The sequence below is a fragment of the Burkholderia sp. Bp8963 genome (assembly GCF_003854275.1).
Classification (GTDB): Bacteria; Pseudomonadota; Gammaproteobacteria; order Burkholderiales; family Burkholderiaceae; genus Burkholderia.
This window is the reverse complement of sequence record NZ_QTQP01000020.1, coordinates 1-13,153: the sequence shown is the minus strand read 5'-3', so window position 1 is coordinate 13,153 and position 13,153 is coordinate 1. Positions and strand designations below refer to the sequence as shown.

The window sequence follows — 13,153 nt, the reverse complement described above, 5'->3', positions numbered from 1 at the left end:
GTTGTCTCAGAGTCGATGGGACCGCGCTTCGGCCTGGCCGCGAGCGCGTGTGTCGGAGGTGGGCGGCGGAACGAGGTCGATGCCGCCCGCGGAAAACGGGTGACATCGGCACACGCGCCTGACGGCGAGATACGCGCCGCGCGCGGCGCCATGATACTGGATTGCTTCGCGCGCGTAATCCGAACAGGAAGGATAAAAACGGCAACGGTTGCCGAGCAGCGGACTCACGGCAACCTTGTAGAAACGCAGCAACGCGATCAGAACCGTTTGCATACCAAGGGCGACGCCGTTCAGCGCCGCTTCAAAGCCGGCCGCGCAGGCGCGAACGCCGCCGCGGCGGGCGGGTGCGTCACTCGGACGCGGGCTTCGACGCACGGCGGACGATCTCCCGGGCTGCCCGATCGAGCAGCTCGCGAATCTCGGCCGCGCACATCGCCGCGAGCGGGGCGGAAGCCGCACTCGGCAGCGCTTTCTTGTCGAAGCGCGTGTGCTGGCGCAGCAGCAGGTCGTAACCCGCGAACTCGGCCCGGCGCAGGCGAAATGCATCGCGTGCGAGCCGCTTCACGAGGTTGCGCGTGACTGCGCGCGGCGCATACTTCTTGCCGACCACGAGCCCCAGACGCGCGGGCTGGCCGGTCGGCTTGCCGTAAATCACGAAGTGCGCGGAGCGCCGCCACGGGCGCAAACGAAAAACGGATGAAAATTCATCCGTTTTCAGAAGTCGCGCAGCTTTGGGAAAGGTGGCTTTCGTCTGCAACGGATTCGCACCCGGCTCGACGGCACCTTCCGCAGTACTGCGGACGGCGGACACAGCGCGCAACCCGCGTTAGATCGCGAGGCGCTTGCGGCCCTTCGCGCGGCGAGCGTTGATGACCTTGCGGCCACCTGCCGTCTTCATGCGGACACGGAAGCCATGGGTGCGCTTGCGGCGCGTCACGGACGGTTGGTAAGTACGTTTCATGATGCTCTCACTTGTTCGAGAATGTCGAAATTCAGGGGACCGCGTGCCCTTACACAGGAGGCCTTCGGGCGAACGCAATCGCCGGAAATGCAGGATTGGTTTTCGCGGAACCCGCTATTTAAACCGTTTTTCTCTTGACGGTCAACAGTTTAGAAGCTACCCGGATGCGCCGGCACACCGCGATCCGGCCCCGCGACCCACAGCAACACCCTGTGGATAACTCCCGCTGTGGCCACTTTTGCGGGTAGAATCTCGCCTTATTTCCAAGAATCCCGCACGCCGCTTCGGCGCTCGCCTGCCACCCGATACTGTGACGCAGGCGTCCGAAGCACGCTCGTACGACCGCTTCGGGCCTTGTTGCGCAACCGCGACAAGGGCGACGGCGAGCCGTCGTGCACGCAAAAAACGACAGTGAATTGATGAACGACTTCTGGCAACACTGTTCCGCACTGCTGGAGCGCGAGCTAACGCCCCAGCAGTACGTGACGTGGATCAAACCCTTGGCCCCGGTGGCCTTCGATGCGACGGCGAACACGCTGTCCATCGCCGCGCCGAACCGTTTCAAGCTGGATTGGGTCAAGAGCCAGTTCTCGGGCCGGATCTCCGATCTGGCCCGCGATTTCTGGCACGCGCCGATCGACGTTCAGTTCGTCCTCGATCCGAAAGCCGGCATGCGCAGCGCAGCCAGCGCCGCGCCTGTGGCGCCGCGCGCGCCGCTGGCCCCGGCCGGCGGCCCGGCCGCCGCTGTGGCCGCGATTGCCGCGAATTTAGCCGCGAACGCCGCTGCGAATGTTGCCCCCGCCCGCATTGACGCGCCGATGAGCGCACAGGCCGCCGCGCACCTGCACGGCGATGACGCCGACATCGACCTGCCGAGCCTGCCCGCGCACGAAGCGGCCGCTGGCCGCCGCACGTGGCGGCCTGGCAATGGCGCGGCTCCTGCCGCTGCCGGCGAGGCCGATTCGATGTACGAGCGCTCGAAGCTGAACCCTGTGCTCACGTTCGACAACTTCGTGACCGGTAAGGCGAACCAGCTCGCGCGCGCCGCCGCGATCCAGGTGGCGGACAACCCCGGCATCTCGTACAACCCGCTGTTCCTGTACGGCGGCGTCGGCCTCGGCAAGACCCACCTGATCCACGCGATCGGCAACCAGCTGCTGCTGGACAAGCCGGGCGCGCGGATCCGCTACATCCACGCGGAACAATACGTGTCGGATGTCGTGAAGGCGTACCAGCGCAAGGCGTTCGACGATTTCAAGCGCTACTACCACTCGCTCGACCTGCTGCTGATCGACGATATTCAGTTCTTCTCCGGCAAGTCGCGCACGCAAGAGGAATTCTTCTACGCGTTCGAGGCGCTGGTCGCGAACAAGGCGCAGGTGATCATCACCAGCGATACGTACCCGAAGGAGATTTCGGGGATCGATGACCGCCTGATCTCGCGCTTCGACTCGGGCCTCACCGTCGCGATCGAGCCGCCCGAGCTGGAAATGCGGGTCGCAATCCTGATGCGCAAGGCGCAGTCGGAAGGCGTGAATTTGTCCGAGGACGTTGCGTTCTTCGTCGCGAAGCACCTGCGCTCGAACGTGCGCGAACTGGAAGGCGCGCTGCGCAAGATCCTCGCGTATTCGAAGTTCCACGGCCGCGAGATCTCGATCGAGCTGACCAAGGAAGCGCTGAAGGACCTGCTGACCGTGCAGAACCGGCAGATTTCGGTCGAGAACATCCAGAAGACCGTCGCCGACTTCTACAACATCAAGGTCGCCGACATGTATTCGAAGAAGCGTCCGGCGAACATCGCGCGGCCGCGGCAGATCGCGATGTACCTCGCGAAGGAGCTGACGCAGAAGAGCCTGCCGGAAATCGGCGAGCTGTTCGGCGGGCGCGATCACACCACCGTGCTGCACGCGGTGCGCAAGATCGCCGACGAGCGCAGCAAGGATGCGCAACTCAACCACGAGTTGCACGTGCTGGAACAGACGCTGAAGGGGTGATCGGGCGCGGTTGCGCTTGAGAATTCGGCGTCCGCCCCAAATTAACGGGGGCGATTCGGTTTTGAGGCACAATATAGGTTTGACCGCTCCGATGGCGGCCGGCCATGTGCCCGGCCGGCGGGGCGTTGCGAGGCTGCTGCAGGCCGTTATCTCAACGAAGGAACTCTATGCAACTGGTCAAGACCGAACGAGACACCCTCCTCAGGCCGCTGCAAACGGTCAGCGGCATCGTCGAACGCCGCCATACGTTGCCGATCCTCGCGAATTTGCTGATCACCAAGAACGGCGCGGACGTTTCGTTCCTGTCGACCGACCTGGAGCTGCAGATCACGACCCGCGCCGATTTCGGCGTCGGCAACGACCAGGTTGCGACCACCGTTGCCGCCCGCAAGCTGCTCGACATCCTGCGCGCGATGCCTGACGGCCAGGTGACGCTGTCGCTCGCCGACAAGCGCCTGACGGTTCAGTCGGGCAAGAGCCGCTTCGCACTGCAGACGCTCGCGGCCGACGAGTTCCCGACCGTCGCGCACGCGAAGGATTTCGGCGCGAGCCTCACCGTCCCGCAGAAGTCGTTCCGCCAGCTGCTCGGCATGGTGCACTTCGCGATGGCGCAGCAGGACATCCGCTACTACCTGAACGGCATGCTGCTCGTCGTCGACGGCGACCAGCTGATGGCCGTGGCCACCGACGGCCACCGCCTTGCGTTCTCGTCGATGAAGATCGAGGGTGGCACGTTCGGCCGCCAGGAAGTGATCGTCCCGCGCAAGACCATCCTCGAACTGCAGCGCCTGCTCGAGGACATCGACGACACCGTCACGATCGACATCGCGCAAACGCAGGCGAAGTTCACGTTCGGCCAGGTCGAGCTCGTGTCGAAGCTGGTCGAGGGCAAGTTCCCCGACTTCCAGCGCGTGATCCCGAAGGCGCACAAGAACACGTTCGAGATCGGCCGTGAAGAACTGCAGCGTTCGCTGCAGCGCGCGGCGATCCTGACGTCGGACAAGTTCAAGGGCGTGCGCTGCATCATCGCGCCGGGCCAGCTGAAGATCATGTCGACCAACGCCGACCAGGAAGAGGCGCAGGAAGAACTGGAAATCGCCTACCAGGGCGACACCGTCGACATCGGCTTCAACGTCACGTATCTGCTCGACGTGCTCGCGAACCTGAAGGTCGACACCGTGCAGGTGAGCCTCGGCGACGCCAGCTCGAGCGCCCTGATCACGGTGCCCGAGAACGACGAGTTCAAGTATGTCGTGATGCCGATGCGCATCTGACGCGCGCGACACACGACACACACCAGGGGGCGGCAAGCCCCTTTGGCGTTTTTATGGCGAATCAACCACCCCTCCTCCACGCGCCGGGCCGGTGCTCCGGAGGGGTCAGGAAAACTGGAGCGGCCCGACCTGGGCAGCCCCGCGTTTTCATGAGAAAACGCACCGCGCCGTTGATTTAGCGGCCTTGCAGAACCGGAAGATATCCATGAGTGAACAGCACAATACGCAGCCCGATAACAGCAGCTACGGCGCATCGTCGATCCAGATCCTCGAAGGGCTGGAAGCGGTGCGCAAGCGCCCCGGGATGTACATCGGCGACACGTCGGACGGCACCGGTCTGCACCACCTCGTTTTCGAAGTTCTCGACAACTCGATCGACGAAGCGCTCGCCGGATACTGTAACGATATTCACGTGACGATTCATGCGGACAACTCGATTTCCGTGACCGACAACGGCCGCGGGATTCCGACCGACGTGAAGATGAACGACAAGCACGAGCCGAAGCGCAGTGCTGCGGAAATTGTGATGACCGAGCTGCATGCTGGCGGCAAGTTCGACCAGAACAGCTATAAGGTGTCGGGTGGTCTGCACGGCGTGGGTGTGTCGTGCGTGAACGCGCTGTCGAGCTGGTTGCGGCTGACCGTGCGGCGCAATGGCAAGAAGCACTTCATGGAGTTCCACCGTGGGGTCGCGCAGAACCGCGTGCTCGAGACGGTGGACGGCGTGGAAGTGTCGCCGATGCAGGTGATCGGCGATACCGAGAACCGCGGCACTGAGGTCCACTTCATGGCCGATCCGACGATTTTCGGGACTGTTGAGTACCACTACGACATTCTTGCGAAGCGGATGCGGGAGCTTTCGTTCCTCAATAACGGTGTGCGGATTCGGTTGACCGACCTGCGCAGCGGCAAGGAAGACGATTTCGCGTTCGCCGGTGGCGTGAAGGGCTTCGTCGAGTACATCAACAAGACGAAGACCAATCTGCATCCGACCATCTTTCACATCAACGGTGAGAAGGATGGCGTCGGCGTTGAAGTCGCGATGCAGTGGAACGACAGCTACAACGAGAACGTGCTGTGCTTCACGAACAACATCCCGCAGCGGGATGGCGGCACGCACCTCACCGGCCTGCGGGCCGCGATGACGCGCGTCATCAACAAGTACATCGCCGATAACGAAATCGCGAAGAAGGCCAAGGTCGAGACTTCCGGCGATGACATGCGCGAAGGGCTTTCGTGCGTGCTGTCCGTGAAGGTGCCGGAGCCGAAGTTCAGCTCGCAGACCAAGGACAAGCTGGTTTCTTCCGAAGTGCGGGCGCCGGTGGAAGACGTTGTGGCGAAGGCGCTGGAAGAGTTCCTGCTCGAGACGCCGAACGACGCGAAGATCATCTGCGGGAAGATCGTAGAGGCGGCTCGCGCGCGGGACGCTGCGCGGAAGGCGCGGGAGATGACGCGGCGTAAAGGCGTGCTCGATGGCGTTGGGCTACCCGGCAAGCTCGCGGACTGCCAGGAGAAGGATCCGGCGAAGTCGGAAATCTATATCGTCGAGGGTGACTCGGCAGGTGGCTCGGCGAAGCAAGGGCGTGATCGGAAGTTCCAGGCGATCCTGCCGCTGCGCGGCAAGGTGCTGAACGTCGAGAAGGCGCGGTATGACAAGCTGCTGTCGTCGGAGCAGATCGTTACGCTGGTTACCGCGCTCGGCTGCGGGATCGGCAAGGACGATTACAACCTCGACAAGCTCCGCTATCACCGCATCATCATCATGACCGACGCGGACGTCGACGGTGCGCACATCCGGACGCTGCTGCTCACGTTCTTCTATCGGCAAATGCCGGAGATGATCGAGCGCGGGTTTGTGTATATCGCGCAGCCGCCGCTTTACAAGATCAAGGCCGGTAAGGATGAGCGGTATCTGAAGGATGACACCGAGCTGGACGCGCATATGCTGCGGTTGGCGCTGCTTGGGTCGGAGCTGGTGCCCGGCGAGAACGCGACGCCGATTTCAGGGGACGCGCTTGGGGAGCTGGCCCGGTCGTATCTGATGTCGCAGAGCGTGATCGGGCGGTTGAGCCGGTTGTATGACCCGGCGGCGCTCGAGGCGATCATGGATGGGGTTGTGATCGATCTCTCCAACGAAGAATCGACCGAGGTTTCGGCTAAGGCGCTTCATGCGGCGCTGCATAATGAAGCGCTCAAGAACGAAGTTCGGGTTGTGCCTTCGTATGATCCGGTGCGGGAGCTGCGGTCGCTGCGGGTTGAGCGTGCGCATCACGGGAATGTGCGGGTTTCTGTTATCGATGAGGAATTCCAGCACACGGCGGATTATCAGCAGCTTGTGACTACTGCGAATACGTTCAAGGGGCTGATTGGGGCTGGGGCGGTCATCAAGCGTGGGGAACGCAGCATGGCTGTGGGGGACTTCAAGAGCGCTATGAAGTGGTTGCTGGCGGATGCTGAGCGGAATGTGTCGAAGCAGCGGTATAAGGGGCTGGGGGAGATGAACCCCGAGCAGCTGTGGGAGACGACGATGGATCCGGCAGTGCGGCGGTTGCTGCGCGTGCAGATCGAGGATGCGATTGCTGCGGATGGGATCTTTACTACCCTTATGGGGGATGAGGTCGAGCCGCGACGGGCGTTTATCGAGTCGAATGCGTTGAGGGCGGGGAATATTGACGTCTGACACCTGCTGTAGGTAGAGGCATAACCTGAGAATCTGGGACCCATAAGTTGAGAAACTTATGGGTCTTTTCAATTGATAGCTTTGATTTACGGGTCCCACGACCCTCCTTTCGAGAGTAATCACTAGAAGCGAACCTCCACGGAACGCATCTTCTTCCAGGTATATCGGTTACGCTCCGGTCGGGCATCTCGCGCACTGAAGCCGGATGGGCACGTGATGAACCATCTTATAGTGTCGTCCAAATTTCGGCTCAGCTCGAACGTTGGCGAGTGTAGCCGTGGTCCGGCTCCTTGACCCACACGTCGTACAGCAATCTCGACGGAAACTAAGGCGAGATTGATGCTAGAGACCGGGATACGACCTTTATGGCTTGTGCGCTTATGTGGCGTCCGAACCGGCGAGAAAAACGCCTCTGCCCACGCCTATGTTGGAGTCGCCAAGTCTTTATCTCATAAGCATGTGCAAAACCCGCCGAAATTTAACTATAGATTCGCGGGCTTAATCTCCAAAGCGGAAAGAATCCAGCTGCGTTCGAATGGTGTCAGTTCGGTGGATTCAGACATAGCGAGCGCGGCAAGCCTGTCTGTAAGTGCTGCCTTGCTTTCCCCAACGTGGAATCGCTCGGATATTTGAATAGGTATCCCTTCCTCATCGAGGTTTTTTAGTTCCTCTGGGAGGAACCATCGGCTCAAGGCTTGAACGAATAGCCCATAATCAGCAGGAAAGCCGGCCGACTTCACAAACGCTTCGACTAGTGAAAACCACTGCGGAAGACCATATTCGCAAGCGCGAAGAAAGCGAAAAACGTTGTCGTAGTTCTCGGCCATACCTTGATACTTCATGTCGTATTCATTCAAGAAGCTCTTCATGCTTCCAGCCATTCTCAACGCGTTAATAAAGTACGTCAGCGCCTTAGCTGTGCGTGCGCCGAATTCGCCGGGCGAGCGCTCGTTACAGAGTACATCTACAACAGCCTTAATATCTCGGTATCGAGGAATCGCGGCCCAAGACAGCGAGGCACCAGAATCAAGAGCAACTTGGACGCGTGCTTTCAATCGTTGAGCCGAATCTAAGCCTAACGATGCAGCTAATCGCAGTCCTGCCCAGTCGAGGGCTAGAGTATTGCGCATCGAGATAACACGGCTATCGCTGCTCTCCTGTGGCGGCTGTTCATCTAGTTGCACCACGTAGTCCAACGGCGCCGACTCTTCATCGGCGAATAACGTCGGATATACCTCCATTTCTTCGCGCTCTGGTGCCTCATTGAATAGATAAACTTTGCCAACATGGTGTTGACCAAGGCGACCCGCACGCCCACGAATGTTCGAGTAAGTGAAGAAGTCGTATGGAGCTCTATTAATGTTCTTGTCGTATATCAAGACAGTCTTTGCCGCCGTGTTTACGCCTTCGATGAGGGTGGATGTGCAAAACAGAACGGGCAATGTACCGTCGTTGAAGAGTCGCACCATCTGCGATGCGATTGCTCTTGGCAGCCGTCCATGATGGACACCAAAGCCGAATCGGACGGTATAGACGAGCGACCAGTTCGCTCCAACGTTTTCGGATAGCCACGCGGCAAAGGCAGTCGCCGTGTCGGAAACGGCCATATTTTCTGCAGCGCGGTTCGCTATCTTGTTCGCGCGGTCCGGTGAGGACACAAAGACTAGTGCCGGCCAGTTGCCATCATCGCCAATTTCCTCGAGCAGTCGCTCCTCTTTATCGTCAATGTTTCGGAGGTCGTAGGTATCGACTGCGACCGTGGAGAATTTGGTTCTCAAGAACTCAAATTTCCATTTCACCCCCTCGGTGAATCGCACACCGTCAATGTTCGGGCCGAGGAAGAAGAACTGTCGAGACCGTTTGAGGAGCTTATACACCGCCGCATTGAGTGTGATGCTCCGGTCATCTTTGCGGCTCGGGTCAAGTTTGTAAAACTCGTCTACGACGGTGAGGTCTAACTTGCCAAGGTCAGTTCGATGAATCAGACGCTCTTGGGTTCCAAGGAAGATTGTTGGTGTATCGTCTGACGCCTCATCGGACGGATGCATCACAACGGCAAAGCGAGTGTCGAATCTTCGACGCAGGCGTCGCCGAAACTCATCGAGCAAAGCGATAGTGGGAAGTACTATGGCGACACGGGAGTATTTTCCGGTTGCGAGGAGTGCGTCGATTAATAGGCTCTTACCGAAGCTCGTCGGCGCGCTCAGAATCAAATTTCGGCCGGCAAGTAGCCCATTTAACGCGTCTATTTGTTCTCGGTGAAAAATGATGCCATCCAGTTCTGGTACGGTCACCGATTCCGCTAACAAAACGTCAGGCTCGGACGCAGCCTTCTTGTCGATGTAGTTCCAGAGCCCAGACGCTCTGGCGAGCGCACTGAGCGGCTCCCGATACGATTCCAGTTCCTGCCGGTCCTCAATGAGCTTCGCGAGCCTCGGAACAATCTCGAGCGTATTCGGGTCATCGTCCTCCTCAAGCTGAATCGCACTCGCAGCTCTTTGCAGAATCTCGAAGACGACACCTTTCAACTTGCTACCGCGCAGCGATGAAATTTGATTCCATTGTTCGCTTGAGATTTTCATGACTAGTCCTCGATGTTCAAGGCCTTAAGCCGCTTATCGAAAGCGTCCGCTATTCGCTCTTTCGATTCCAATGGAACATAGATGAGATGCATCTTAATCTTAGCCGGGAGGCCAGATTCTTCCATCTTCTCGCGAAGTTCTGTCAATTCGCCGAATACACTTTCAATATACTCCGCAGTGTGACTCTTGTATGCTTTCACTGCCCCGCTGTCACATGCGATACATACAGGGAAAACTGCGTTTTGGAACAGCGCATCAATCGACGTCTGGCTTGCGAATAATTTTCGAATTTGTTCGGCGTACGGAAGCGTTTTCGAAACTTGTGGGCCGAGGATAAATTTCTCTCGCTTCAAAAAACCTGCATCAATGTGCGCCTTAACCGATTCGATAGCCGATGAAATTGCCGCCTTGCCATCTTTGTAGAATTTCGATTCCCCAAGCCAGATTTCGAATGTTGAGTCGACCGTATACCTGACATGTACCATGTCAAACGATTTCACAACATCGTTCGAAGCAGTCTTGTAGAAGACACGTGGCGCGAGTGGAATAGTTTTGAAAAAGTCACGGCAGATAGCGTGCAACGTAATTTCGCCAAGCTCTCCCCGTTTGTTGTAGTCTTTACTAGAATAGACTCGTGCAGCCGCCTGTTTCAGGCGAACATAGATGTTACCGTGATTTACATTGAGCTCATCCTCCTTCAACGCATAATCCGGGAGCCATTCAATAATGTGCTCGGCGAGCGCAGAGCATCGCCATTGGCTTATCTCGAAACCTGCGCAATAACTATCATGCCGCCATGGCGAGCCCTCAGAATGCAATTGAAGGAGTAACCGGTCAGGAATGCTGTCGTAGACGCTCATGATGCGGTAGCCTCGCCCACACTAGGTGTTTGGCTGGCTGCCAGCAAATCCCTTGGCCCTACACAGCAAAGACAGTTGATAGCTCGGCCCCTCAGGCGTGTCATCTTGCCCCTCCGTGCAGCGCGCTTAAAGCAGCGCAGTTCTCGTATGATGTTTGGTCTAGCATGCTACTACAGCAGTCAGAATACCGTCGAAAGCAAAAAGTAGGTGGGGAAAATCTCCCGACAGATACTTGCCTTGATTGACCTTGGCTCTCAGTGATGACGAAAGTTGATTCGTTCCGCAAAGCGGTATCGTAGCCGAATTGCTACCGCCAACTACCCTCGCTGCCGGGCCAATTGGTGCAAACGTTACCACCGGGTTACGCCGACCTTGACGCCAACTTACGCATTGAAGAAGCAAGCCGTGCGGCTGAGGCCTTAAGCTGAACGTCACGCAACGCCGTCAGTTACTATTTGCGACTATTCCTGCGAGGCTATGCTTGACACGATGTTTCACACTTAAAATTTCCAACGTGTCCTAATTCGCCTGCTGCATCCCGTGGTGCCGTGCTTGTCTGAGTGCTTCGGTTGCGACCGCGTAACCCGTCGCGTTGAGTGTGGCGAGAAGACTAGAGATTATCGCGAATCCTTTGACAAGAGCAGCAAAATCAAGGAGATTATCGACACCTAACGCGAAGTAGAACGTCTTTTGGGGGAGTCGAATGGCAGTCCATGAGAACCGGTCAAAACTAGTCCGGATTAGTGTTCGCAATATAGGTTGCATCGGAAACGAGCCAGTCGAAATCGCCCTCGACAATGTTGTCTGTCTCGTTGGAAAAAACAACGCTGGTAAATCAACAATTCTTCGCTCGTATGAACTAGCCAAGGGGTCGCTCTCATTTGATTCGAGTCGCGACAGGCATCTGCACGCAAGCGATGACCATCCCTCCGAGGTCGTACTCGAAGTTCACATCCCTGACGGCATCGGGAACATCGCGCCTGAGTGGAAGGTTGACGACGGCGGATTGAGGATTGTCAAAAGCCGGTGGCAATGGGCTCATCCGAACTATCAGAAAGTTAGAACGACATGGAACCCTACTGCCGGCGCAGATGGAAAAGGCGATTGGGACCCAGACAAGAACGCTGCGGGCCTCGACAACGTATTTACCGCTCGACTGCCTCGTCCGCTGCGTATCGGCTCGCTTGACGACGCGGCGAAGACCGAGGAGATGCTCCTTACGCTTGCGCTGACGCCTCTTATAACCAGCCTGGAAAGGGAGCGATTGAACAACGAGTCCGCCCTCTCGAAGGCAATTGCTAGCATTACCACCAACATCGATGCCCTCAGCGCGGTCCATGAGATTGGATTTAACAAGATAGCCGAACAGGTCACCGAAGGTTTTAAAAATGTCTTCCCAACGCTCGGCGTCCGCCTAAACATCGCGTCCGCGCCGTTTTCGGTCAAGCTGGACGACTTGGTCAAGAGAGGCTCAGGCCTTCGCATAGCAGACGGCAATGCCGATACATCGCTCTCGCAGCAGGGGACGGGGGCTCGGCGCGCGCTGTTTTGGGCAATGTTACAAGTCCACAACGAGCTGACTCGTGAGTCGGAGATACGTGCGGAATTTCGGAAGAAGCTGGAGAAGGAGATTACTGAAGAAAACAAAAAGAAGACAAAAAAGCTGACCGCCGAAGCTGTTGCGGAGATTGATGCACGCGTGGAAAGCCTTACCGCGCAACTGGAGGCTCACCTTGCGGGCGCGCCCATACCCGAAAGTCCAGAGGACCCGTCATTGCCGGGTTATCTACTCCTCATCGACGAACCCGAGAATGCGCTTCACCCCATGGCAGCACGCGCGGCCCAGCGACATCTATACAGACTTGCCGACAGCCCGGACTGGCAAGTATTGATGACGACGCACTCCCCGTACTTCGTAAATCCTTTCGAGGACCATACGACGATTGTCAGACTGGAGCGTACCGGCGACGGCACGGATGCCCCTATCGCCCCGATGACCTATCGGTCTGATTCGATTACGTTTGAAGGTGAGGAGAAGCAGCGTCTGCAAGCATTGCAACATATCGACCCCAGCTTTGCAGAAGTGTTTTTCGGCTCCTACCCGATTCTCGTCGAAGGCGATACTGAGCATGCCGCCTTCATCGCTGCAATAGTCGAGAAACAGCAGGAGCTCATCGACCGCGCAACCGTCATCCGGGCACGCGGTAAGGCAATCCTCGTTCCCTTGGTCAAAGTCCTCAAGCACTTCAAAATTGACTTCGGCATCGTGCACGACTGTGACCCACCGTTCAGGTCCAATGGCGACAAGAATGGCATGTGGACTGAAAACAAGAAAATCCGCGACGCCATCCTGGAAGCACGGGTCGCCGGTTTGACTGTTAGACATCGGGTGAGCATCCCGGACTTCGAGCGGTTTCTCGGGGGTGACGAGGAATCCAAGGACAAGCCTCTGAATGCATACTTGGCCATTGCAGGAGATGCCAAAGTGAGCGAACTCGTCCAGTCCCTGCTGAACGAGCTTGTGCGCGGCGACCAGAGTGAACCGTTCCCGCTAGAAGAAATGGGACTCGACTATCTCGCTGCTCTTCGCGCAAAGGTGTTGGCGTGGGCCAAAGAGAACGGCCTCGACACTACGCCTCGGTACGCCGGCGCGCTTTGAAACGCAACAAAAGCGCCTAGGAGTCTGGGCGGCAGAAGTCAATTCCTGGTCATCGGGCAAGGGAGGTGGCGCGTTATGAGCAGATGAGCGCGAATTACCTCCCCTATGAGCCGCAGCAAATGCTGCTGCTACCTGAAGCCCTG

9 protein-coding genes are annotated in these 13,153 nt (G+C 58.1%); 4 read left to right on the top strand and 5 right to left on the bottom strand.

The genetic code is table 11. The features are described 5' to 3' along the window. Positions 1–6 precede the first annotated feature (6 nt). The 3 genes from yidD to rpmH all read right to left on the bottom strand — a co-directional run bounded on the left by yidD (position 7) and on the right by rpmH (position 961). Positions 7–273, bottom strand: a complete 267-nt coding sequence (gene yidD, locus DID96_RS18255) for a membrane protein insertion efficiency factor YidD (protein ID WP_124600788.1) — start codon at positions 271–273, stop codon at positions 7–9. A 76-nt stretch (positions 274–349) separates the two neighbouring features. Then, the gene (gene rnpA, locus DID96_RS18250; protein WP_185732295.1) at positions 350–811 is read right to left on the bottom strand and encodes a ribonuclease P protein component; all 462 of its coding nucleotides are present in this window, start codon (positions 809–811) and stop codon (positions 350–352) included. A gap of 15 nt (positions 812–826) precedes the next feature. Continuing rightward, positions 827–961, bottom strand: a complete 135-nt coding sequence (gene rpmH, locus DID96_RS18245; RefSeq protein ID WP_004198824.1) for a 50S ribosomal protein L34 — start codon at positions 959–961, stop codon at positions 827–829. 419 nt (positions 962–1,380) lie between these two features. On the opposite strand from rpmH, the gene dnaA reads away from it, so the two are divergent. The 3 genes from dnaA (at position 1,381) to gyrB (ending at position 6,909) form a co-directional block, all read left to right on the top strand. Next, positions 1,381–2,955 (top strand): chromosomal replication initiator protein DnaA, encoded by a 1,575-nt coding sequence (dnaA, locus tag DID96_RS18235; protein WP_221624588.1) that lies wholly within the window; start codon positions 1,381–1,383, stop codon positions 2,953–2,955. A gap of 167 nt (positions 2,956–3,122) precedes the next feature. Next, the gene (gene dnaN, locus DID96_RS18230) at positions 3,123–4,229 is read left to right on the top strand and encodes a DNA polymerase III subunit beta (protein ID WP_124600681.1); all 1,107 of its coding nucleotides are present in this window, start codon (positions 3,123–3,125) and stop codon (positions 4,227–4,229) included. A 205-nt stretch (positions 4,230–4,434) separates the two neighbouring features. Continuing rightward, positions 4,435–6,909 (top strand): DNA topoisomerase (ATP-hydrolyzing) subunit B, encoded by a 2,475-nt coding sequence (gyrB, locus tag DID96_RS18220; RefSeq protein ID WP_124600680.1) that lies wholly within the window; start codon positions 4,435–4,437, stop codon positions 6,907–6,909. A gap of 482 nt (positions 6,910–7,391) precedes the next feature. Here gyrB and DID96_RS18215 read toward each other — a convergent pair whose 3' ends face one another. Continuing rightward, complete coding sequence (locus DID96_RS18215) at positions 7,392–9,491, bottom strand: DEAD/DEAH box helicase (RefSeq protein WP_124600679.1); 2,100 nt, start codon at positions 9,489–9,491, stop codon at positions 7,392–7,394. 2 nt (positions 9,492–9,493) lie between these two features. Further along, on the bottom strand, positions 9,494–10,351 hold the full coding sequence (locus DID96_RS18210) for a DUF1837 domain-containing protein (protein ID WP_124600678.1): 858 nt from the start codon (positions 10,349–10,351) through the stop codon (positions 9,494–9,496). A gap of 703 nt (positions 10,352–11,054) precedes the next feature. Between DID96_RS18210 and DID96_RS18205 the strand changes: the two genes are divergently transcribed. Next, a complete protein-coding gene (locus tag DID96_RS18205) occupies positions 11,055–13,010 on the top strand; it encodes an ATP-dependent endonuclease (RefSeq protein ID WP_124600677.1) in 1,956 nt (651 codons plus the stop codon). Positions 13,011–13,153: the final 143 nt, after the last annotated feature.

Coding starts and splice junctions, on each gene's coding strand:
- yidD (WP_124600788.1), bottom strand. CDS start 273: ATGCAAACGGTTCTGATCGCGTTGCTGCGTTTCTACAAGGTTGCCGTG.
- rpmH (WP_004198824.1), bottom strand. CDS start 961: ATGAAACGTACTTACCAACCGTCCGTGACGCGCCGCAAGCGCACCCAT.
- dnaA (WP_221624588.1), top strand. CDS start 1,381: ATGAACGACTTCTGGCAACACTGTTCCGCACTGCTGGAGCGCGAGCTA.
- dnaN (WP_124600681.1), top strand. CDS start 3,123: ATGCAACTGGTCAAGACCGAACGAGACACCCTCCTCAGGCCGCTGCAA.
- gyrB (WP_124600680.1), top strand. CDS start 4,435: ATGAGTGAACAGCACAATACGCAGCCCGATAACAGCAGCTACGGCGCA.
- DID96_RS18215 (WP_124600679.1), bottom strand. CDS start 9,491: ATGAAAATCTCAAGCGAACAATGGAATCAAATTTCATCGCTGCGCGGT.
- DID96_RS18210 (WP_124600678.1), bottom strand. CDS start 10,351: ATGAGCGTCTACGACAGCATTCCTGACCGGTTACTCCTTCAATTGCAT.
- DID96_RS18205 (WP_124600677.1), top strand. CDS start 11,055: ATGGCAGTCCATGAGAACCGGTCAAAACTAGTCCGGATTAGTGTTCGC.